The sequence below is a fragment of the Asticcacaulis sp. DW145 genome, assembly GCF_037101385.1.
GTDB lineage: Bacteria > Pseudomonadota > Alphaproteobacteria > Caulobacterales > Caulobacteraceae > Asticcacaulis > Asticcacaulis currens.
On the sequence record NZ_AP029025.1, the window covers coordinates 327654 to 348722 of the forward strand.

Genomic DNA, 21069 nt, shown 5'->3' on the forward strand with positions numbered 1-21069 from the left:
AAGGGGCTTGTCAGGCTTGGTGAAACGTTTAAGTTCATATTTGACAACACGGAGGCGGTGATGGAACCGGAGGATTTCGACCGGTTGAGCGAAGGGGCGGCGGCCTTTCTGGGCCTGTCCCTCAGCGCGGACAGTCAGGCGGCGGTGAGCGCCACTCTGCGGCTTCTGCATCAGCACGCGGCCATTATCGAGGATGCGTTTAAGGACGCCGAGGCATGAGCGACACCCTCAGCGCGCTCGATCTGGCCGACGCCATTGCCCGCCGCGAGATCACGGCGGAGGCGGTGGTGCGTCAGGCGGTCGAGGCGGCGCTGAGTGATCCCTTTTGCGCCTTTACCCGCGTCTTTGCCTCCGAAGCCGTGGCCGCCGCGCAGGCCGTTGATCGCGGTGAGATTTCGGGGCCTCTGGCCGGGGTGCCCTTCGCCGTCAAGGACCTGTTCGACGTGGCGGGGCAGCTGACGACCGCCGGTGCTAAATTGCGCCTTGGCGCGGCAGCGGCGACGCAGGATGCGGAGGTAGTGCGTCGTGTGAAGGCCGCCGGTGCTGTGCTGATCGGCACGCTGAATATGGACGAATTTGCCTACGGCTTTGCGACGGTCAATGCCCATTTCGGCACCACGCTGAACCCACATGATCCGTCGCGGCTGGCCGGGGGCTCCTCCGGCGGGTCGGCGGCCGCGGTAGCGGCGGGGTTTGTGCCGCTGAGCTTGGGCTCAGACACCAATGGCTCGGTGCGCGTGCCCGCCTCGCTGTGCGGCGTGTGGGGGATGCGCCCGGCGCAAGGGGCGGTGCCGCTTTCAGGCGTGTTTCCGTTTGTCGAAGCGCTCGATACGGTCGGGCCGTTTGCCCGCAGCAGCCGTGACCTGCGCCGCCTGTACGAGGTGCTTGCCGGTGAGGCGCTGACCGGGGACAATCAACCGTTGCGCGTTGCGCGGCTGGACGGCTTTTTTGCGCGCAATGCCGCCCCGGAAGCCGTGAGCGCCGTCGATACACTGATGGCGCATCTGGGGGGCAGCGCCGTCGCCGATCTGCCGCAGGCCGAGGCCGGGCGTTCGGCGGGCTTTGTGATGACGGCGGGGCTGGGTGGGGCGCTGCATCTGGACACCTTGCGGGGGCGGGCGCAGGACTATGATCCGGCGGTGCGCGACCGGCTGATCGCCGGGGCCATGCTGCCCGCGGCCGTGCTGGATAAGGCACTGCGCTATCGTGATCATTATCGTAAGATTTTCTATCAACTGTTTGATCAGTTTGACGTTCTGATTACCCCGGCGACGCCCTGTTCCGCCCCGTTGATTGAGGCGGGAACCATCCTGATCGACGGCAAACCGGCCCCGGCGCGCGCGCATCTGGGGATTTATGCGCAGGCCATTTCGCTGACCGGCGTGCCGGTGATCGCCGCGCCGCTCAAGACCGAGGGCCTGCCCATCGGCCTGCAAATCATCACGCGACCGGGCCTCGAAGGCGCGCTGTTCGACCTGATGCACCGGCTGGAGGACGCGGGCGTCTTGGGCTTTACGCCACCGGGAGGGCGCGCATGATCCATACGGCGGCATCGCTCAGGGGCATGGTCACGGCGCCGCACCATCTGGCGGCGCAGGCGGGGCTCGATATCCTCAAACGCGGCGGCACGGCCATCGAGGCAGCCGTGGCCACGGCAGCAGCGCTGGCCGTCGTCTATCCGCACATGAATTCCATCGGCGGCGACAGCTTCTGGATCGTGCGCGAACCCGACGGGTCTGTGCACGGCGTCAGCGCCTGCGGCGCGACGGCGCAAGGGGCCACGCTCGACCTCTATCAGGGCCATGACCGCGTACCCTGGCGCGGGCCTTTGGCGGCCAATACGGTGGCTGGCACTGTCTCCGGTTGGGAGGCGCTGTTGCAGCGGGTGGCCGATCCCCTGCCGCTGGAGGCGCTGCTGGAAGCGGCCATCCATTACGCCGAAACGGGTGTTGTGGTGACCAAAGGCGGAGCCGACATCGCCGCTGCCAAGGACGCCGAGCTGAAGGATCAGTACGGCTATGGGGCGGCGTTCCGGTCTGATCATCAACCCTTGAAAGAGGGCGCGATCCTCACGCAACCGGCTCTGGCGACCACGCTGAAAGCGCTGGCAGCCAGGGGACTGCGCGATTTCTACGAAGGCGATCTGGCGCGCGTCATTGCGGCCGATCTCGGTCGCGCCGGGTCGCCGGTCTCTGGCGACGATTTGCGCGCCCACCGCGCCACGACGCCCGTGCCGCTGACCACGCGCCTTCGTGGGACGCAGCTTTACAATATGACCCCGCCGACGCAGGGCTTTGCGTCCTTGCTGATACTGGCCCTGTACGACCGGTTGGGGGTTAAGGGACACGACCATTTCGACCATCTGCACGGCCTGATCGAAGCCACCAAACAGGCGTTTTTGCTGCGTGATCAGCATATTGGCGACCCGGCCTATATGGATTTCGACGCGCAGGCCCTGCTGTCCGACGCAGCGGCGCTCGACGCGCTGGCGGCGACCATCGACCGCGCGCAGGCCCTGCCGTGGCCCTATGAGCCGCAACAGGGCGACACGGTGTGGTTCGGGGCTATTGACGCCGAAGGTCGTGCCGTAAGTGCCATTCAGAGCACCTATTTCGAGTTCGGTTCGGGCCTCGTCCTGCCGGAAACGGGCATTATCTGGCAGAACCGCGGGGCGTCGTTCCGTCTGGCCGAAAGCGGCTGGAACGCCCTGAAGCCGGGGCGCAAGCCGTTTCACACGCTTAATCCGGCGCTGGCGGTCTTTGAGGACGGACGGGTGATGAGCTATGGCACGATGGGCGGTGAGGGGCAGCCGCAGACGCAAGCCGCTGTTTTCAGCCGTTACAACGCCGGTATGCCCTTACAAGCCGCCCTCACCGCGCCGCGCTGGCTTCTGGGCAAGACCTGGGGCGAGGAGAGCGTCTCGCTCAAGCTCGAAGGCCGGTTTGAGGCGGAGTTAATTGAGAGCTTAAAGAAAGCGGGGCATCAGACGGAAATCGTAGCTGATTTCACCTCTATGATGGGTCATGCCGGGGCGCTGGTGCGTCATGCCGACGGGCGTATCGAAGGGGCCACCGATCCGCGTTCGGATGGCGGGGTGGCCGCATGGTAGAGGTGGGCGGATACCGCGCCGTCGCCCGCTGCGACGCCCTCAGACGCCCGCCGTTCAGCGAGGTGGCGGACAGCCTGTTCCGGCCTTACCTCAGCGAGGCGCACCGCGCGACGCTGGCGCAAGTACGCGAGTGGATGGAGGCGGCGGGCATGGCCGTGCGCCTTGATCCGGCAGGCAATCTGATCGGGCGGTATGAGACCGCCACTATACCTCCCCAGCTTGCTGGGGAGGGGGACCGCACGACGCGCGCAGCGCGAGATGCGGTGGTGGGGGCCGACTCCGATGTTAACCCCCCTCCGCCGATTCCGGCGGTATCCCCCCTGATATCAGGGGGGATGCTAAAACAGAAATCCCTCATCCTCGCCTCGCACATCGACTCGGTGCGCGACGCCGGGGCCTATGACGGGCCGCTGGGGATCATGCTGGCAATCGAGGTCGTGGCCGCCCTGCACGCGCAAAACAAGCGCCTGCCGTTTGCCATCGAGGTCTATGCCTTTGGCGACGAGGAGGGCTCGCGCTTTCCGGCCTCCATGCTCTGTTCGCGCGCCGTGTGCGGGCAGGTGGCGCGGGCCCAGCTTGATGTCGCCGACCGCGACGGCATCACCTTAGCCAGGGCGCTGAGCGATTTTGGACTGGATATCGATCGTTTTACGGAGGCGCGCCGCGACCCGTCCGAGCTGATCGGTTATGTCGAAGCCCATATCGAACAGGGGCCGGTGCTGGAGGCCGAAGGGCTGGCGCTGGGCGTGGTCACCGCCATTGCCTGTCAGAGACGCTATACGGTGACGGTCACGGGCGTCGCCGGTCACGCCGGGACCAACAGTATGGTCCTTCGCAAGGACGCGCTCACCGCCGCAGCGGAAATGGCGCTGGCGGTCGAAACCATAGGTCGCGCTGGGCTGGACGATCTGGTGGCCACGGTCGGGCGCTTCACGGTCGCGCCCAATGCGCCCAATGTCGTACCGGGCGAGGTGGTCTTCACCATCGACGTGCGGGCGGGCGAAGAGGCCCCGCGCAACGTCGCCGCCTCTGCCATCCTCAGCCGCATCGAGGCCATTGCCGCCGCGCGCGGGGTGACGGTGGCGCACCAGCTGATCCACGACCTCCCCCCCGCACCCTGCGACCCGTCAATGATGGATTTATTGTCCGAAGCCGTGCGTGAGGCCGGTCACACCCCGCGCCGTCTGGTGTCAGGCGCGGGCCATGACGCCATGGTCTTTGCCGGTGTGACGCCCACCGCCATGCTGTTTATTCGCTGCAAGGACGGAATCAGCCACAATCCTTTGGAAGCCGTCGAGCCGGCCGACGCCGAAGCGGCGTTTCAGGCGCTCTACGGCCTTGTACTCAAACTGGGGGAAGCCTCCGCATGACCGACTATTTCGGTGAGATCAATCCGCCGCAACGCCTGCTGATGGGGCCGGGGCCGGTCAATGCCCACCCGCGCGTGCTGCGCGCCATGTCGGCGGACCTTCTGGGGCAGTTCGACCCGGAAATGACCGCCTATATGAACGAAACCATGGCGCTCTATCGGCAGGTCTTCCGCACGCAGAACCGCTGGACCTTGCTGATCGATGGCACAGCGCGGGCGGCGATCGAGGCGGCGCTGGTGTCGCTGATCACACCGCAATCGAAGGTGCTGATCGTGCGCTTTGGCCGCTTTGGCTTGCTGCTGACCGAAATTTGCGAGCGGCTGGGTGCGGCCTATGCGACGGTGGATGCGCCCTGGGGTGAGGTGGTGCCGATGGCCGCCATCCGCGAAAAGGCGCTGGCGTACCGTCCGGATGTGATCGCCTGCGTGCACGGCGACACCTCCACCACCATGGCGCAGCCGCTGGATGGGCTGGGTGAGTTGTGCCGTGAGATCGGGGCCTTTTCCTATGTCGATGCCACGGCGACGCTGGGCGGGATGCCGATTGAGACCGACGGCTGGGGCGTCGATATCGTTACGGCGGGCTTGCAGAAATGTCTGGGCGGGCCGTCGGGTTCGGCGCCGATCACGATTTCCGACCGCGCGGCCGAGTTCATCTTTTCGCGCCGCCACACCGAAAAGGGCATCCGCGCCGCCGATGCCGAAGACGGCCACCGCCCGCGTATAGGCTCCAACTATTTCGATCTGGCCATGATCATGGACTACTGGTCCGAAAAGCGGCTGAACCACCATACCGAGGCCACGACCATGCTTTACGGGGCGCGCGAATGCGCCCGCGTGGCGCTTCAGGAGGGGCTTGAGGCCCGCTTTGACCGCCATACAAGGGCCGGGGCGGCTATGACGGCGGGGCTGCGCGCCATGGGGCTGCGCGTCTATGGCGATGACCGCTACCGCATGACCAATGTGACCGGCGTGTACATCCCCAAAGGCCTTGATGGCGGGCGCGTGCGTCAGCGGATGCGCGAAGACTTCGAAATCGAGATCGGCACGGCCTTTGGCCCCTTGCAGGGGCAGATCTGGCGCATCGGGGCCATGGGCTATAACGCCATGAAGTCCAAGGTGCTGACGACCCTGGCCGCGCTTGAGGCCTGTCTGGTCGCCGAAGGGGTGGCGGTCAATCTGGGGGCTGCGGTCCCCGCCGCGCGGGAGGTGTGGGGATGACCCCGCGTGACCTGATCGGCTATGGTCCGACACCCCCCGATGCGCAGTGGCCGGACGGGGCGCGCATCGCTGTGCAGTTCGTTATCAATTACGAAGAGGGTGGCGAAAACTCGGTCCTCAATGGTGACAAGGGGTCTGAGGCCTTCCTGTCCGAAATGGTGGGTGCCCAAAGCCATATCGGCGCGCGGGCCATGGCCATGGAAAGCCTTTATGAATACGGCGCGCGCGCCGGTTTCTGGCGGCTGCACCGCATATTTACCGAACGCAAGGCCCCGGTCACCGTCTATGGCGTGGCCACGGCGATGCAGATGAACCCGGCGGCGGTTGAGGCCATGCTGACCGCCGAGTGGGAGATCGCCAGCCACGGCTACCGCTGGATCGACTATCAAAACGTGCCGGAAGAGGTGGAGCGCGACCATATCCACAAGGCCGTAGAGCTGCACACGCAACTGACCGGGGCGCGGCCTCTGGGCTGGTATCAGGGGCGCACCTCGCCCCAAACGGCGCGGCTGGTGGTCGAGGAGGGCGGCTTTGTCTATGACGCCGACTCTTACGCCGACGATCTGCCCTATTACGACACGCGATACGGCAAAGCCCAACTGATCGTGCCCTATACGCTGGACGTCAACGATATGAAGTTCGTGGCCTATAACGGCTTTGCCGACGCCGAACCCTTCTATCGCTACCTGCGCGACACGTTCGATCAGTTGTACGCCGAAGGCAGCCGCATGATGTCGATTGGCCTGCATGGGCGCATTGCGGGTAAGCCGGCGCGGGCCGCCGCCGTGGCGCGCTTCCTCGACCACGTGCTGAGCCACGACAAGGTGTGGGTGACGCGTCGCATCGACATCGCCCGTCACTGGCTGAAGGTGCATCCCCATGCAGCTTAACGATCCTGTTCTCCTGAAAGAGGTGACCGAGGCCTTCTACGCCTATGAGGCGGCGCTGATGGCCGACGACATCCCGGCCATGGACCGCCTGTTTCGTGAGGCCCCGGAAACCATCCGCTTCGGCGTGGGCGAGGTGCTGTACGGCATCGAAGCCATACGCGCCTTCCGCCAGGGCCGGGGCGGCTCGCCGCAGCGCAAACTGGGCCGGGTCGAGATCACCGTCTATGGCGACGCCTTCGCTACCGCCCATGCCGAGTTTTTCCGGGACAACGCCGACCGTAGGGGGCGCCAGTCGCAGGCCTGGGGGCGCTTTGCCGACGGTTGGAAGGTGGTGTCGGCGCATGTGTCGATTGAGGGGGCGACATCATGAGCGATTTCAACCAATTGACTCGTAAAGCCTTTATCGAACGCTTCGGCCTGTTGTTCGAGCACAGCCCGTGGATCGTGGCGCAGGCCGAGACGATGCGGCCGTTCAAAGACCTAGCGGCGCTGCACGCCGGGTTGACGAAGGTGGTGGCGCACGCCGGGCCGGAGGCGCAACTGGCCCTGCTGCGCGCCCACCCCAAGCTGGCCGACAAGGCGCAGGTGAAGGCCGGTCTGACGAAGGAGTCGGCTTCGGAACAGGCGTCGGTGGGGCTCAATGCCCTGACGGAGGCCGAATTTGCGCGGTTTCATGAGTTGAACACCGCCTATGAGGCGCGCTTTGGTTTCCCCTTTATACTCTGTGTGCGGCTGGCCGGGGGCAAGGCGGATATCCTCGCGGCGATGGAGGCGCGGCTCGGCAACGACCCGCAGACAGAGTTTAGCACGGCCCTGGCGGAGGTGGATAAGATCGTCTGGCTGCGCCTCAAAGATGTGGAGGGCGCATGAGCCTCGAAGCCCATAATGCCCGCGTCCGGCACGACCTTGAGGCGCTGGGCTATCCCGGCAGCGACTGGCTGAGCCCGGCGACGCATCCGGAAGGTCCGGTGCACGACGTCATCATCATCGGCGGGGGGCAGTCGGGCCTCAGCGCCGCCTTCGCGCTGAAGCGCGAGCGCATCCACAACCTGCTGATCCTCGATGAGAGCGCCGAAGGCTTTGAAGGACCGTGGGAAACCTATGCCCGCATGATGACCCTGCGCACGCCCAAGGGCATCACCTCGATAGATATGGGCGTCCCCTCCCTGACCTTCCGCGCCTTCTGGGAGGCGCAGCACGGGGCCGAAGGCTGGGCGCGGCTTGACAAGATACCGCGCGGCGACTGGATGGCCTATCTGCGCTGGTACCGCCGCGTGCTGGACCTGCCGGTCAGAAACGGCGTGCGGGTCAGCGATATCGAGCCCATAGACGGCCTGTTCCGCGTGCACGCTTCGGATGGCAACTATCTGGCGCGCAAGGTCATTCTGGCCACCGGGATTCAGGGCGGCGGCGGCTGGCATACGCCGCAGATGATCAGGGGCCTGCCGCGGCATCTTTACGCTCACACCTCTGAGCCCATCGACGTGGCGGCGCTGACAGGCAAGCGCATCGGCATTTTGGGAGGCGGGGCCTCGGCCTTTGACAATGCCCACCATCTGCTCGACGCCGGGGCCGCCGAAGCGCACGTCTTTGTGCGGCGTGAGGCCCTGCCGCGCATCAACCCTATCCGGCACATGGAGGCGGCGGGCCTGATCCCGCGCTTTGCCGCGCTCAGCGACGGCGAAAAATACGCCGCCATGTCGCACTTTTTCAAATTCAATCAACCGCCGACCAATGACACCTTCAACCGGGCGGCGGCCTTTGCGGGCTTCCGCCTGCACACGGGTTCGCCCTGGCAGGGCGTGCGCGAAGACGGGGGGCAGGCGGTGGTGACGACGCCCAAAGGCGAGCACGCGTTCGACTTTCTGGTCATTTCCACCGGTCTGGTCACCGATCCGGCGCTGCGGCCCGAACTGCGGCGACTGGAGCCGGGCATTGCGCGCTGGGCCGATGTCTATGCGGCCCCGGAGGCGATCAGGAACCCGCTGCTTGACGCCCATCCCTATCTGGGCGCAGGCTTCACCTTCACCGGGCGCGACCCTGAGTGGCAGGCGAAACTGCATGGCCTGTTTGCCTTCAACTATTCGGCCCTGATCAATTTCGGCCTGTCGGCCTCGGCCCTGTCAGGGCTGAAATACGCCCTGCCGAAGCTGGCCAGCGCCGTGGCCGATCAGTTGTTCCTCGATCAGAAGACGGCCTGCCTCGACGCCTATTTTGCCTATGATGAGCCGGAATTTGTCGGCGAGTGGAGCGCCTCATGAGCCTTTCGACTCACGTCCTCGACACGGCCCACGGCACCCCGGCCCAGGGGGTCGGGTTGCACCTCCTCAGCGGGCGCGAAGTGCTGTTTGCCGGAAAGACCGATGCCGATGGCCGCTGCCCGGAGTTGCGCGAGCTGAGCCTGAGCGCCGGGCGGTACCGGCTGGAATTCGATGTGGCCGACTATTTCCGGGGTAAGGGCGTGACGCTGGCCGAACCGCCGTTTCTCGACCGCGTGGGCATCGACTTCGGTATGGATGGGGTGGGGCATTACCACGTGCCGCTGCTGGTCAGTCCCTATGGCTATTCGACCTACAGGGGGAGCTGATGGGGCGTTCACACCATGACCGATAAGCTGCGCTTCTACCTCGATGGTGAGATCGTCACCCTGTCCGGCATCGACCCGACGCAAAGCGTGCTCGACTGGCTGCGCTACACGGCGCGGCGCACCGGCAGCAAGGAAGGCTGTGCCGAGGGCGATTGCGGGGCCTGTACGGTGCTGGTGGGCGAGTTGGAAGGTGAGCGCCTAAACTGGCGCGCCGTCAATGCCTGTATCCTGTTTCTGCCCATGCTGGACGGCAAGGCGCTGATGACCGTTGAAAGCCTGAAAGGCGCGCATCCGGTACAATCGGCAATGGTTGATTTGCACGCCTCGCAGTGCGGTTTCTGCACGCCGGGCATTGTGATGTCGCTGGTCGGGCGTTCAATGGGGGCGTGCGGCACGCTGGGCGCCGATCCGGCGGAGGTGCTGGCCGGAAACCTGTGCCGCTGCACGGGCTACGGCCCGATCCTCAAGGCCGCCGAACAGGTGGCATCAGTGCCGTTTGACGACGCGCCCGTCCGTGAGGCGCTGCAAAAGCTCCACCGCGACACCCTGTTGGTCCTCAGCTACGAAGACCCGCTGGCCGGGCTGACGCGCCGGGCCTATGTGCCGTGCAATGTCGATGATCTGGCGGAAATCCTTATCGAAAACCCCGATGTGCGGCTGATCGCCGGGGCGACCGATGTCGGCCTGTGGGTCAGCAAGCAGCACCGCGTCCTGCCGGAAGTCGCCTTTATCGGTCACCTGATGCGCGACATCGAGGGGACGGCGCAGGGCGTGCGGCTGGGGGCCGGTGTGCGCTATTCTGAGGCGCGTGCGGCGCTGGCCGACCTGTCGCCCGATCTGGGCGAGCTGATCCGCCGCATCGGCGCGGTTCAGGTGCGCAATGCCGGCACCATCGGCGGCAATATCGCCAATGGCTCGCCCATCGGCGACATGCCGCCCGCCCTGATCGCGCTGGGGGCCGAACTGACCCTGCGCCGGGGCGAGACGCGCCGCACCCTGCCGCTGGAGGCCTATTTCCTCGACTATGGCCAGCAGGACCGCCAGCCCGGTGAGTTTGTCGAAAGCGTCTTTGTGCCCGCGCCGAAAGCCAGTGATGTGGTGCGTATCGTCAAGCTGTCGAAGCGTTTCGATTCCGATATTTCGGCGGTCTGCGCCGCCGTGCATCTGCGCTTTGACGGGGCGGTGGTGCAGGGCGCGCGGCTGGCCTTTGGCGGTATGGCGGGCACCCCCAAACGCGCTACGCACGCCGAGGCCGTCCTGACCGGTCACCCGCTGGCGCCGGAGCGGCTGGCACTGGCGGCCGAGGCGCTTCGCGCGGATTTCACGCCGCTCAGCGATGTGCGCGGGTCTGCGGACTATAGATTAACCGTCGCCGGTAATATTCTGAAAAAACTGTGGTTTGACATTCAGGGTCAAGGCGGTGATGTGCTGGGGGTGGCGCATGGCTGAGCACGCTCACACCCCCCCACCTCATACCCCAAAAGTCCATACCTCAAAGGTCCATACGTCTCTGGCCCACGACAGCGCCCCCCTGCACGTCAGTGGCACCGCCCTCTATGCCGATGATGTGGCCGAACCGGCGGGGATGCTGCATCTGGCCTTTGGGCGCGCCCCGCACGCCCACGCGAAGATCGTAAGTCTGGACCTCAGCGCCGTGCGCACCGCGCCGGGCGTGGTTGCCGTCTTCACTGCTGCCGACATCCCCGGCGACAACAATGTCGCGCCGGTGGCCAGGGATGACCGGCTGCTGGCCGCCGACGAAGTGGTGTTTATGGGCCAGCCGGTGTTTCTGGTCGCCGCCACCTCGGCCAAGGCCGCGCGTGTGGCGGCGAAGCTGGGCCGCATCGACTACGAAGCCTTGCCCGCCCTATTGAACATTGCCGAGGCCAAGGCCGCCCACAGCCTGATCGAGGCGTCGCAGGTCATGCGTCGCGGCGATATGGCAGAGCTTGCGGCCGCACCACATCGGATTCAGGGGGCCCTGGAGATCGGCGGGCAGGACCATTTCTACCTCGAAGGCCAGATCAGCGTTGCCACGCCGATGGAGCAGGGCGGGGTGCACCTTTTGTGTTCGACGCAGCATCCGTCCGAGGTGCAGCATCTGGTGGCACACCTTCTGGGCGTCACCTCCGCCGATGTGACGGTGGAAGTGCGGCGCATGGGCGGCGGCTTTGGCGGCAAGGAAACGCAGGCCTCGCTGTTTGCGGCGGCAGCGGCTTTGGTGGCGGCCAAAACCGGTCGCCCGGCCAAGTATCGCGCCGACCGCGACGAGGACATGCAGATCACCGGTAAGCGGCATGATTTCACCGCCAACTACGACGTGGCCTTTGATAACGAGGGGCGCATCCGGGCGCTGCGGCTGGAGCTGGCTTCGCGCTGTGGCTGTTCGACCGACCTGTCGCCCGCGATCAATGACCGGGCCATGTTCCACGCCGATAACTGCTATTTTCTTGAAAATGTTGAGATTGTCTCGCATCGCTACCGCACCCATACCGTTTCCAATACCGCCTTTCGCGGCTTTGGCGGGCCGCAGGGGATGCTGGCCATCGAGCGGGTGATGGACGCCATTGCCCTGCATCTGGGGCGTGATCCGCTGAGCGTGCGCCAGACCAACTTCTACGGCCCTGAGCGCAATCTAACGCCGTATCAGATGGCGGTGACAGATTTCGTTGCCGACCGCCTCGTTGAGGAGTTGAAAACCGCCGCCGATTACGACGTCCGCAAGGCTGAGATCGACGCCTTCAATGCGTCGCATCCCTATCTGCGGCGCGGCATTGCCTGCACGCCGGTCAAGTTCGGTATCTCCTTTACCACCAGCCACCTCAATCAGGCCGGGGCCCTGGTCCACGCCTATGTCGATGGCTCGATTGCGCTCAATCACGGCGGCACTGAGATGGGGCAGGGGCTGAATACCAAGGTGGCGCAGATCGTCGCCGACGTCTTCGGTCTGGGGCTGGAACGTATTCGCATCACGTCAACGCGCACGGACAAGGTGCCCAATACCTCGGCCACAGCGGCCTCCTCAGGGACGGACCTCAACGGCTGGGCGGCGTGGAACGCGGCCACTACCATCCGCGAACGGCTGGCCGAACTGATGGCTGCACGCAACGACGTGGCGGCGGACAGCGTGGTGTTTGAAGGCGGCGTGGTGCGCGCGGGTGACGAGGTGCTGGGCTTTGCCGAGGTCTGTCGGCTGGCGCATCTCAACCGGATTTCGCTGTCGGCCACGGGCTTCTACGCCACGCCGAAAATCCATTACGACCGCAAGACGCACACCGGGCGGCCCTTCCTCTACTTCGCCTATGGGGCAGCGGTGTCAGAGGTGCTCATCGACACCTTTACCGGTGAGCATAAGGTGCTGCGCGCCGATATCCTGCACGATGTCGGACGCTCCATCAATCCGGCGCTCGATCTGGGTCAGATTGAGGGCGCCTATTTGCAGGGGCAGGGCTGGCTGACCTTTGAGGAGCTGGTCTATGACGCCAAAGGGCGGCTTCTGACGCACGCCCCTTCGACCTATAAGATCCCCTGCGCCTCCGACCGGCCGGCCGTGATGAATATCCATCTGTGGCGGGCGGGCGACAACCGCGAACCGACCATCCACCGCTCCAAGGCCGTAGGCGAGCCGCCCTTCATGCTGGCCAACAGCGTGTTTTCGGCCCTGACCTGTGCGGTGGCGGCGGCAACCGGCGACCCGCGCCCGACGCTCGATGCCCCGGCGACGCCGGAACGTATCTTGCGGGCGGTTAAGGGGAGCAGCCTGTGAACTGGGTCGCCAAAGCCCTTGATCTGCTGGCTAAAGAGCCGCTGGCCATGGTCTCGCTGCTGGCCGTCGAAGGTTCGACGCCGCGCGAGGCCGGGACGCGGATGCTGGTCACCGCAAAGGCCATCTACGGCACGATTGGCGGCGGCAATCTGGAGTTTCAGTGCATTGATCAGGCGCGGCTGGCCCTGAAACACCCCCCCGGCACCTGGCGCATTCAGGACTATCCGCTAGGGGTGCTGCTGGGGCAATGCTGCGGTGGCCGGGTGCGGGTGATGATCGAGCACCTCGACCCGGCGGAGACGGACTGGCTGGAGGCCGTGCGCGGCCTTGACACCTTTACCTTGCGCAGCGATCTGCACGCCGGTGGGGTCCGCCGTCGCCTGAGCGAAGCGGTGCCCAATCTGTCAGCGCGCGGCCCGGTGCCGGTGGTCGGGGATCACCTGATCGAGCGCTTGGGTCAACCGTTGATGCCTGTGCTGATGTTCGGCGCGGGCCATGTCGGCATCGCCATTGCGCGCGTGCTGGAGGGCCTGCCGTTTCACCTGCGCTGGTGCGATGACCGCACCGATGTGCCGGAAGGCGTCCTGATTGGCGATGCCCAGACCCTGTGTGCCGAGGCCGAGGCGGGGACCGGCCTGACCCTGATCCTGACCCACGACCACGCGCTCGATTATGAACTGACCAGAGCGGCACTGCGCTCGCCCGCGCGGTTTATCGGCCTGATCGGCTCAGCCACCAAGCGCGCCCGCTTCTTCAGCCGTTTGCGCAAGGACGGCTTTGCCGAAGACCAGATCGCGCGTATCACCTGCCCCATCGGTCTGCCCGGCATTACGGGCAAGGCCCCGGAGGTGATCGCGGTTGCCGTCGCCGCGCAGTTGCTTCAAATTACAGATAAAATCCGCACCCTGACCGAGGATACCCGTCATGACCAAACCCTTCCCGTCGCTTGACGCCTTTATCGCCGGTCTGCCCAAGGCCGAACTGCACCTGCATATCGAAGGCTCGCTGGAGCCGGAGCTGATGTTCGCGCTGGCGCAACGCAACAAAATCGCCCTGCCGTTCAAATCGGTCGAAGAGGTGCGCGCGGCCTACGAATTTTCCAACCTTCAGGACTTCCTCGACATCTACTATCAGGGGGCCGATGTCCTGCGCACCGAAGACGACTTCCACGACCTCGCCAAGGCCTATTTCGACCGCGCCCACGCCGACAGCGTGCGCCACGCCGAAATCTTCTTCGACCCGCAAACCCATACCGACCGCGGTATCCCGATGTCGGTGGTGATGGACGGCCTGACCTCGGGCGTGAAGGCGGCCGAAGCCGAATACGGCCTGACCTCCAAGCTGATCCTGTGCTTCCTGCGCCACCTCGATGAGGACGCGGCCTTTGCCACCTTAAAGGCCGCCGAGCCGTTTCTCGACCGCCTGACCGGGGTGGGGCTCGACTCGTCCGAAGTCGGCCACCCGCCGTCGAAATTCGCCCGCGTGTTTGAGGCCGCCGGCGCTCTGGGCCTCAAGAAAGTCGCCCACGCCGGCGAGGAGGGGCCGCCCGAATACGTCCACGAAGCGCTGGATATCCTCAAGGTGGACCGCATCGACCACGGCAACCGCTCATTGGAAGACGCGCACCTGACTTCGCGGCTGGCGCGTCTGGGCCTGACGCTGACCGTCTGTCCGTTGTCGAACCTCAAACTGTGCGTGGTCAACGACATGGCGCAGCACCCCATCCGCACCATGCTGAACAAGGGCCTGCGCGCCACGCTCAATTCCGACGATCCGGCCTATTTCGGCGGCTATGTGAACGACAACTATCGCGCCGTGGCGGCGTCGGGTTTGGTCGATCGCGACGACCTGATCACGCTGGCACGCAATTCGTTTCTGGGGTCCTTCCTCAGCGATGCGGAGGTGTTTAAGCACCTCGATGCCATCGACACGTACACAAGTTAAGCACCTCCCCTGATTTCAGGGGAGGGTGGCCCGAAGGGCCGGGTGGGGTTATGCCCCCCTCAAGAGCGGATTTCGTTCAAATTGAATCGAAAATCCGCTCTAAGCTTTTGTTAGGTTGCGCATTTTATTCCGAAAACCGTGGCACACTTTTCGGAATGCGCTTTAACCCCCCTCCGGCTCGCCGACACCTCCCCCGTAAACAGGGGAGGAGGAAAGAAAAATGACCACACCCCGTTCTTTCAAAGGCACCTTCTTCCATGCGCCCGTCTGCGGCGGCATCGAGGTCCTGCGCGACACCCTGATCCGCTGCGACGCGGAGGGCCGAATCCTTGAGGTGCTGCGCCCCGACGCGCCGACCTATGCCGAAGCCCTGTCCGAAGAGCGCGTCGCCGGGCGGCTGGAAACCCTGCCTGAGGGCACCTACGCCCTGCCGGGTTTTTGCGACCTGCACATCCACGCGCCGCAGTGGCTGCAACTGGGCAAGGCGCTGGACGTGCCGCTGGAGGTCTGGCTGCAAAAACACACCTTCCCGCTGGAAGCGCGCTATGCCGACCTGTCCTTCGCGCGCCGTGCTTACGAAGGGCTGGTGGACGACCTCCTGTCGAACGGCACCACCACGGCCCTCTACTTCGCCACCCAGCATCAGGACGCCACGCGCCTTCTGGCCGACATCTGTCTGACCAAGGGGCAGCGCGCCCTGATCGGCAAGGTGGCGATGGACAATCCGGAGCAATGCCCGGACTTCTACGTCGAATCCACCGACGCCGCCCTGCGCGGCACCAAAGCCTTTATCGACCACGTGCGCAGCCTCAACAGCGACCTTATCAAGCCGGTGGTCACGCCGCGCTTTATCGCCTCGTGCACCGATGCGGCGCTGGAAGGGCTGGGCGACATCGCGCGCCGCTGCGGCTGCCACGTTCAGACCCACTGCTCCGAAAGCGACTGGGAACACAACTACGTCCTCGACCGCCACGGCCGCGAAGATACCGACAGTCTGGACCGCTTCGGCCTTTTGACACGGCACACCGTGCTGGCCCACGCCAACTTCATCTCCGACGCCAATATGCAGACGATCCATGACCGCGGCGCCGGCGTCGCCCATTGCCCGCTGTCCAACTACTACTTTTCCAACGCCGTCTTCCCCCTCAAACGCGCGCTGGAAAAGGGCGTGCGCGTCGGGCTCGGCACCGATATTTCGGGCGGGCCGTCGGCCTCGATCTATGACAATATGCGCTGGGCCGTCGCCTCGTCCCGCGCCCTGCACGACGGCGTCGATGCGCGCCTGCACTGGGACAACCGCGGCATCCGCGACAGCCAGATTGACTGGCGCACCGCCTTCTACCTCGCCACCAAAGGCGGGGCCGAAGCCCTGGACCTGCCCGTCGGCAGCTTTGAGCCCGGTCGCTATTTCGACGCGCAACTGATTGATCCGCAAGCGCCAACGGGGACCATCCGCCTGATGGACGACCTCGATAGCGACGCCGATGTGCTGCAAAAAATCGTCTATACGGCCTCAAAAGCCAATATCGCGCGCGTCTGGGTCGCGGCACAATGCGTCGTTGGATCGGTCTAAGGATTCCGGGGTCAGTTGACCCCGGACCCCGGATATGAGGGCGCGATTGCTTAAGACTGAGTGTGAGGTGGGGCAGGTTTAGCCACGAAAAGCACAAAAAGCACGAACGCGAGCCTGTGGCACAGGCCTGCGCCTGACGTATCAAATGCTGTGTTTTGCCACGCAAGATTTATAGAAACCACAGATGACACAGATTTCACAGATTATCCGTGTCTGTGTCACGCAGAGGCGCGTAGCGCCAATCTGTGCCATCTGTGAAATCTGTGGTTCAAAACCTTTCGGCGCGCAGCGCCCCTCACTCGCGCAGGCCGCACAAAGGTCAGGCCCCTGCGGGCCAGGCGTTTCAGCACAAAGAGGTTCGTGGCGTTCGTGCCGTTCGTGGTGACTCCTTCACCCCGTATCCAGCGGGAACAGATCAGGCCACAACAGGTTGAGATCCGCGCGGCTAAACTGCTTGAGCCCTTTCAGGATCGTCTCCCGCGTCTCGCCCCTGGCATAAAAGGCCCTGAGCCGGTCACCGTGGATGATTTCCACATCCTCGTCATGGATCAGACCGAAATCGTGGTACGCCAGCAAGGCATCTTGCGGCCGGGGGATGGCCACTGTGTTCAGGACGCGCTCACGCAAGGCCGCCTCCTGCGGCGTCAGGGGCCGCGAAGGCGGCTTGGGCATCCGAGGTTCGCGTTTAGCCTCCGCCGGCGGTACGGACGCGGGTTGAGGTTTGGCTTCGGGATGTGGCTCGGTCCGGGCGCGCGCCGCGGCCCTCATCCGTTCAATCTGCGCCTTGAGTTCACCGACGGGATCGCGGTCCAGCCAGTGGCCGGGTTCGTCGGGCGTATTTTTCAGCTTTTGATTGTCAACGGAGGCGATGGGGAGCCTATGGGCCTGCGTCTCGGACGCGTCGCAGCGGGCATAGAGACGCTCGATCATCAGCGCCGTGCGGACACCCTTGGCGACCTCGTCCGGCGTTTCGGGCGCGTCCATCGCGGTCAGCGCCCTCAGCATCCGGTCCGCATAGGCACGCAAATGCGCGCGCCGCTGTTCCGGGGTCAAAGGGGCTGCCATGTCCGTCGTCTCGGTCATGCGCCCAAGGGTAACCGCGCTTTTTCCGGTGGGGATAGATTTCGCGCCCCTAAACCGGGTGCAGGGGCCGTGCCCCTGCCCGCCGGAGGCTCTTGAACGGCCAAACACATCGGCCAAAAATCAGATAGAGAAACTGACACCACAGCCGCAGGACGATTTGGCCTGCGGATTGAGGATTTTGAACTGCGCGCCGACCAGTTCTTCGACATAGTCGATGATAGACCCGGCCAGCAGGGGGGCCGAGACCTCGTCGATCAGGGCCTGAGCGCCATCATAGGCGATGACGGTATCGCCGTCTTCGGGGGCTTCGACCAGATCGAGCTGGTATTGGAAGCCGGAGCAGCCGCCGCCTTCGACGGCGACGCGCAACAGGATCGGGTGCCCGGCGTCGGCGGACAGGCGGTTGAGGTGGCGCGCGGCGCTGGCGGAAAGCGTAATCGGGTTCATGGGCGCAATATAGCGCGGGGCGGGCGTGAGTTTTAGGGGGCTCAGTTATTTTTTGTCATGAATTTGCATTGCAAATTGGCGCGGAGAGGGGGATTTAGGGCGTGAACTCCACTGCGAAAGTCCGATCCCTGTGCACGATCCGCTGATCCTGACGCTTGCGCCCTATAGCGAAAACCACAGCCGCTCCCGCGGACGGTTGTACAGCGAGCCGGACAGCCTGACGCGCACGGCCTTTGCGCGGGATCGTGACCGGGTGATCCACTGCACGGCCTTCCGGCGGCTGAAGGGCAAGACGCAGGTCTTTGTGGCCGATAAGGGCGACTATTTCCGCACGCGCCTGACCCATTCGATCGAGGTGTCGCAGGTGGCGCGCTCGCTGGCGCATACGCTGGGGGCCGATCAGGACCTGGCCGAAACCATCGCCCTGTCGCACGATCTGGGCCATTCGCCCTTCGGTCATGCGGGCGAGGACGAGTTGCACAAGATGATGGAGCCGTGGGGCGGCTTTGACCACAACGTGCAGACCTTCCGCATCGTGACGCGGCTGGAGCATCGCTACCCGGCGTTTGAGGGGCTCAATCTGGCCTGGGAAACGCTGGAAGGGGTGATCAAGCACAACGGCCCCGTGGCGCACAAGCTGGGTAAGCCGGCGTGGAAGTCCGTGGCCGATTTCAGCGATTTCTGGGATCTGCGCCCCGAGACCTATGCGTCGCTGGAGGCGCAGATTGCGGCGATTTCCGACGACATCGCCTATAATAATCACGATGTGGACGATGGGCTGAGGGCCGGGCTGTTCACGCTGGCCGATCTGCGCGACATTCCGCTGATCGGGCCGGCGATTGCCGAGGTGGAAAAGGACTGGCCGCTGATCGACCAGCGGCTGCTGCGGCTGGAGGCCATCCGCCGCGTGATCGGCTTTATGATCCGCGATGTCTGTCTGGAAACCGAGCGACGGTTGAAAGAAGACGGCATCGAAACGGCGGAAGATGTGCGCCGCGCCGGGCGTCAGATGGTGGCCTTTTCGCGCACGGTCAACGAAGACCTGTCGCGCCTGCGGGCCTTTCTCTATGCACGCATGTACAAGCACTATACCGTCAACCGCCACCGTTCGCAGGCACGTCGCGTGCTGAGCGATCTGTTCCGGCTGTTTATGGAGGAGCCGGAGGTGCTGCCGCCCAACTGGTACGGGCGGGTGTGCACCAAGGACACCGAAACCCAGCGCGCGCGCGTGGTCTGCGACTATATTGCGGGCATGACGGACGCCTATGCCATCGAACAGCACAAGCAGTTGTTCAGTATTTCATAGGGGACGACTCTATTCGACAGCGAGGAAGTTACCCCTTCGGCTCCAGCAGGTCCCACAGATTGCCGAACCGGTCGCGGAACACCGCCACCGTGCCATAGGCTTCGTGGCGCGGGACCTCGGTGAAGACCGCGCCCGCTGCCTCGAACCGTGCATGGTCGCGGGCAAAGTCGTCGGTGAACAGGATCAGAAAAACGCGGCCGCCGGTCTGGTTCCCGATGGCGGCGCGTTGGGCCTCATTCGAGGCCTTGCCCAGCAGCAGGCGCGTTTCGCTCGAACCGGGCGGGGCGATCAGCACCCAGCGCTTACCGCCGCCCAGGTCGCTATCCTCGATCAGGTCAAAGCCCAGCCCGCCACAGTAATGGGCGATGGCCTCATCGTAATCGGGCACGACAAGGGTAACGGCGGCGATGTGGCTCATCTTGAGGATTTCTTGACCAGAAACATGGCCGCGTCGGCTTCGGCGATCCATTCTTCGGCCGAGGCCTGCCCTTCGTAGGCGCGCACACCGAACGAGCCGCCGACGCGCAAATACAGGCCCTGATGCTCAAAGGTCGCGATATTCAGCTCGGCCTCCAGCTTCTGCGCCTTGGTGCGGGCGACGGAGAGGTCGGCGTGGCGCAGCAGGATGGCAAATTCGTCCCCCCCTAGACGCCCCACCGAATCGCCTTCGCGCACATTGGCGTTCAGCCGTTCGGCAATATGGATCAGGGCCTTGTCACCGGCGGCGTGGCCATAGGTGTCGTTGATAGCCTTGAAGCCGTCCAGATCGAGATAGATCAGGCAGGCCGGATCGCCATAACGGCGGCTGTCACCCATGGCGCGGCCCAGATCGCGCAGGAAGGCGCGCCGGTTGAGGGTCGGCGTCAGTACATCGTGGTCAGCGTGTTGCTCGGCCAGTGCCACCTGCTCGCTCAGGGCCTTGATATCGGCCTTGAGGCGGATGTTTTCGCGGATCAGGCTGTCGATCAGAGCCCGCGCGGCCAGAGGCCATTCGTCCCCTGTCTGGGGCTCTGGCACCTGGGGTGTGGCGGCAGGGGGCGCGACGGGGCGAGGGGCACCCCCAAACTGGCTTTGCAGCAGGGCCTGCATCGACGCCGTTAGTCCGCCCGCGGACAAGGCGGAGGGCTCAGAATCGGCAGAGGCTGAGGGCGGCAAGGCGGTCATGCGGCCAAGATTAGCGGCGTTTGGGGCGCGAGGCGAGTGCTATTTGCACAGACGCCCCTTGCAGGCCGGGGCCTAATCCTATAGTTCGCGGCCTTTCAGCTTTCGGAGGTGGGCATGACCGCGTCGAAACCCAGAGTCGCCATCATTATGGGCTCGCGCTCGGACTGGCCGGTCATGAAAAAGGCCGCCGAGGCGCTCGACGGCCTAGGCGTCACCTATGAGGCGCGCGTCGTCTCGGCGCACCGCACGCCTGAGCGCATGGTCGCATTCGCCAAATCCGCCAAGACTGAGGGTTTTCAGGTCATTATCGCCGGCGCCGGTGGCGCGGCCCACCTGCCGGGCATGACGGCCTCGCTGACCCCGCTGCCGGTGCTGGGCGTGCCGGTGCCAGTGCGTGACGGGTTGAAAGGCCTCGATTCTCTCCTGTCGATCGTGCAGATGCCGGGCGGTGTGCCGGTCGGCACGCTGGCGGTTGGGGAAGCGGGTGCCAAGAACGCCGGGCTTCTGGCAGCGCAGATTCTGGCCCTGTCCGACCCCGAACTGGCGATCCGCGTCGAAGCCCTGCGTCAGGCGCAGACCGACGGCGTGCCCGATAGCGTTGAGGACTAAA

General features: G+C 64.9%; 21 protein-coding genes. 17 read left to right on the top strand and 4 right to left on the bottom strand.

Annotated features, from left to right (window positions below):
• Positions 1 to 60: 60 nt before the first annotated feature.
• The 15 genes from AACH73_RS12675 to guaD all read left to right on the top strand — a co-directional run bounded on the left by AACH73_RS12675 (position 61) and on the right by guaD (position 16459).
• On the top strand, positions 61 to 219 hold the full coding sequence (locus tag AACH73_RS12675) for a hypothetical protein (RefSeq protein WP_272741542.1): 159 nt from the start codon (positions 61 to 63) through the stop codon (positions 217 to 219).
• The gene (locus AACH73_RS12680; RefSeq protein WP_338736157.1) at positions 216 to 1538 is read left to right on the top strand and encodes an AtzE family amidohydrolase; all 1323 of its coding nucleotides are present in this window, start codon (positions 216 to 218) and stop codon (positions 1536 to 1538) included. Before AACH73_RS12675 ends, AACH73_RS12680 begins: the two co-directional genes overlap by 4 nt.
• Entirely contained in the window at positions 1535 to 3109 is a 1575-nt protein-coding gene (locus AACH73_RS12685; protein WP_338736158.1) for a gamma-glutamyltransferase, read from the top strand. The genes AACH73_RS12680 and AACH73_RS12685 overlap by 4 nt, the downstream gene beginning before the upstream one ends.
• Entirely contained in the window at positions 3103 to 4479 is a 1377-nt protein-coding gene (locus AACH73_RS12690; protein WP_338736159.1) for an allantoate amidohydrolase, read from the top strand. Before AACH73_RS12685 ends, AACH73_RS12690 begins: the two co-directional genes overlap by 7 nt.
• Complete coding sequence (locus AACH73_RS12695; protein ID WP_338736160.1) at positions 4476 to 5699, top strand: alanine--glyoxylate aminotransferase family protein; 1224 nt, start codon at positions 4476 to 4478, stop codon at positions 5697 to 5699. Before AACH73_RS12690 ends, AACH73_RS12695 begins: the two co-directional genes overlap by 4 nt.
• Positions 5696 to 6589, top strand: a complete 894-nt coding sequence (puuE, locus tag AACH73_RS12700) for an allantoinase PuuE (protein ID WP_338736161.1) — start codon at positions 5696 to 5698, stop codon at positions 6587 to 6589. Before AACH73_RS12695 ends, puuE begins: the two co-directional genes overlap by 4 nt.
• On the top strand, positions 6579 to 6959 hold the full coding sequence (gene hpxZ, locus AACH73_RS12705) for an oxalurate catabolism protein HpxZ (protein ID WP_272741548.1): 381 nt from the start codon (positions 6579 to 6581) through the stop codon (positions 6957 to 6959). Before puuE ends, hpxZ begins: the two co-directional genes overlap by 11 nt.
• Entirely contained in the window at positions 6956 to 7459 is a 504-nt protein-coding gene (gene uraD / locus AACH73_RS12710) for a 2-oxo-4-hydroxy-4-carboxy-5-ureidoimidazoline decarboxylase (protein WP_272741549.1), read from the top strand. Before hpxZ ends, uraD begins: the two co-directional genes overlap by 4 nt.
• On the top strand, positions 7456 to 8850 hold the full coding sequence (locus AACH73_RS12715) for an NAD(P)/FAD-dependent oxidoreductase (RefSeq protein ID WP_272741550.1): 1395 nt from the start codon (positions 7456 to 7458) through the stop codon (positions 8848 to 8850). Before uraD ends, AACH73_RS12715 begins: the two co-directional genes overlap by 4 nt.
• Positions 8847 to 9176, top strand: a complete 330-nt coding sequence (gene uraH / locus AACH73_RS12720) for a hydroxyisourate hydrolase (protein WP_272741551.1) — start codon at positions 8847 to 8849, stop codon at positions 9174 to 9176. The genes AACH73_RS12715 and uraH overlap by 4 nt, the downstream gene beginning before the upstream one ends.
• A 15-nt stretch (positions 9177 to 9191) precedes the next feature.
• Positions 9192 to 10625, top strand: a complete 1434-nt coding sequence (xdhA, locus tag AACH73_RS12725; protein WP_272741552.1) for a xanthine dehydrogenase small subunit — start codon at positions 9192 to 9194, stop codon at positions 10623 to 10625.
• Complete coding sequence (gene xdhB / locus AACH73_RS12730; RefSeq protein ID WP_338736162.1) at positions 10618 to 12942, top strand: xanthine dehydrogenase molybdopterin binding subunit; 2325 nt, start codon at positions 10618 to 10620, stop codon at positions 12940 to 12942. Before xdhA ends, xdhB begins: the two co-directional genes overlap by 8 nt.
• A complete protein-coding gene (gene xdhC, locus AACH73_RS12735) occupies positions 12939 to 13892 on the top strand; it encodes a xanthine dehydrogenase accessory protein XdhC (RefSeq protein WP_272741554.1) in 954 nt (317 codons plus the stop codon). The genes xdhB and xdhC overlap by 4 nt, the downstream gene beginning before the upstream one ends.
• Entirely contained in the window at positions 13867 to 14886 is a 1020-nt protein-coding gene (locus AACH73_RS12740) for an adenosine deaminase (RefSeq protein WP_338736163.1), read from the top strand. The genes xdhC and AACH73_RS12740 overlap by 26 nt, the downstream gene beginning before the upstream one ends.
• A gap of 220 nt (positions 14887 to 15106) precedes the next feature.
• Complete coding sequence (gene guaD, locus AACH73_RS12745) at positions 15107 to 16459, top strand: guanine deaminase (protein WP_272741556.1); 1353 nt, start codon at positions 15107 to 15109, stop codon at positions 16457 to 16459.
• Between the two features lie 390 nt (positions 16460 to 16849).
• On the opposite strand, the gene AACH73_RS12750 is transcribed toward guaD, so the two are convergent.
• Positions 16850 to 17524: a hypothetical protein gene (locus tag AACH73_RS12750; protein WP_338736164.1), complete on the bottom strand. Its 675-nt coding sequence runs from the start codon at positions 17522 to 17524 to the stop codon at positions 16850 to 16852.
• Between the two features lie 138 nt (positions 17525 to 17662).
• Entirely contained in the window at positions 17663 to 17989 is a 327-nt protein-coding gene (locus AACH73_RS12755) for an iron-sulfur cluster assembly accessory protein (RefSeq protein ID WP_126423551.1), read from the bottom strand.
• 130 nt (positions 17990 to 18119) lie between these two features.
• Between AACH73_RS12755 and AACH73_RS12760 the strand changes: the two genes are divergently transcribed.
• Positions 18120 to 19295, top strand: a complete 1176-nt coding sequence (locus AACH73_RS12760; RefSeq protein WP_272741558.1) for a deoxyguanosinetriphosphate triphosphohydrolase — start codon at positions 18120 to 18122, stop codon at positions 19293 to 19295.
• 28 nt (positions 19296 to 19323) lie between these two features.
• On the opposite strand, the gene AACH73_RS12765 is transcribed toward AACH73_RS12760, so the two are convergent.
• Together AACH73_RS12765 and AACH73_RS12770 are read right to left on the bottom strand one after the other, a co-directional pair.
• Positions 19324 to 19713, bottom strand: coding sequence for a VOC family protein (locus AACH73_RS12765; RefSeq protein ID WP_272741559.1), 390 nt, complete (start codon positions 19711 to 19713; stop codon positions 19324 to 19326).
• A complete protein-coding gene (locus AACH73_RS12770) occupies positions 19710 to 20459 on the bottom strand; it encodes a GGDEF domain-containing protein (RefSeq protein ID WP_272741560.1) in 750 nt (249 codons plus the stop codon). Before AACH73_RS12770 ends, AACH73_RS12765 begins: the two co-directional genes overlap by 4 nt.
• Positions 20460 to 20573: 114 nt before the next feature.
• Between AACH73_RS12770 and purE the strand changes: the two genes are divergently transcribed.
• On the top strand, positions 20574 to 21068 hold the full coding sequence (gene purE, locus AACH73_RS12775; RefSeq protein WP_272741561.1) for a 5-(carboxyamino)imidazole ribonucleotide mutase: 495 nt from the start codon (positions 20574 to 20576) through the stop codon (positions 21066 to 21068).
• Position 21069 lies beyond the last annotated feature (1 nt).

Excerpts from the sequence above, each read along its gene's own strand:
- AACH73_RS12695 (WP_338736160.1), top strand. The coding sequence starts at position 4,476 with ATGACCGACTATTTCGGTGAGATCAATCCGCCGCAACGCCTGCTGATG.
- AACH73_RS12740 (WP_338736163.1), top strand. The coding sequence starts at position 13,867 with ATGACCAAACCCTTCCCGTCGCTTGACGCCTTTATCGCCGGTCTGCCC.
- AACH73_RS12685 (WP_338736158.1), top strand. The coding sequence starts at position 1,535 with ATGATCCATACGGCGGCATCGCTCAGGGGCATGGTCACGGCGCCGCAC.
- uraD (WP_272741549.1), top strand. The coding sequence starts at position 6,956 with ATGAGCGATTTCAACCAATTGACTCGTAAAGCCTTTATCGAACGCTTC.
- hpxZ (WP_272741548.1), top strand. The coding sequence starts at position 6,579 with ATGCAGCTTAACGATCCTGTTCTCCTGAAAGAGGTGACCGAGGCCTTC.
- AACH73_RS12770 (WP_272741560.1), bottom strand. The coding sequence starts at position 20,459 with ATGACCGCCTTGCCGCCCTCAGCCTCTGCCGATTCTGAGCCCTCCGCC.
- AACH73_RS12680 (WP_338736157.1), top strand. The coding sequence starts at position 216 with ATGAGCGACACCCTCAGCGCGCTCGATCTGGCCGACGCCATTGCCCGC.
- AACH73_RS12715 (WP_272741550.1), top strand. The coding sequence starts at position 7,456 with ATGAGCCTCGAAGCCCATAATGCCCGCGTCCGGCACGACCTTGAGGCG.
- xdhB (WP_338736162.1), top strand. The coding sequence starts at position 10,618 with ATGGCTGAGCACGCTCACACCCCCCCACCTCATACCCCAAAAGTCCAT.
- AACH73_RS12690 (WP_338736159.1), top strand. The coding sequence starts at position 3,103 with ATGGTAGAGGTGGGCGGATACCGCGCCGTCGCCCGCTGCGACGCCCTC.
- purE (WP_272741561.1), top strand. The coding sequence starts at position 20,574 with ATGACCGCGTCGAAACCCAGAGTCGCCATCATTATGGGCTCGCGCTCG.
- uraH (WP_272741551.1), top strand. The coding sequence starts at position 8,847 with ATGAGCCTTTCGACTCACGTCCTCGACACGGCCCACGGCACCCCGGCC.
- AACH73_RS12750 (WP_338736164.1), bottom strand. The coding sequence starts at position 17,524 with ATGGCAGCCCCTTTGACCCCGGAACAGCGGCGCGCGCATTTGCGTGCC.
- xdhA (WP_272741552.1), top strand. The coding sequence starts at position 9,192 with ATGACCGATAAGCTGCGCTTCTACCTCGATGGTGAGATCGTCACCCTG.
- puuE (WP_338736161.1), top strand. The coding sequence starts at position 5,696 with ATGACCCCGCGTGACCTGATCGGCTATGGTCCGACACCCCCCGATGCG.
- AACH73_RS12675 (WP_272741542.1), top strand. The coding sequence starts at position 61 with ATGGAACCGGAGGATTTCGACCGGTTGAGCGAAGGGGCGGCGGCCTTT.
- AACH73_RS12755 (WP_126423551.1), bottom strand. The coding sequence starts at position 17,989 with ATGAACCCGATTACGCTTTCCGCCAGCGCCGCGCGCCACCTCAACCGC.
- AACH73_RS12765 (WP_272741559.1), bottom strand. The coding sequence starts at position 19,713 with ATGAGCCACATCGCCGCCGTTACCCTTGTCGTGCCCGATTACGATGAG.
- guaD (WP_272741556.1), top strand. The coding sequence starts at position 15,107 with ATGACCACACCCCGTTCTTTCAAAGGCACCTTCTTCCATGCGCCCGTC.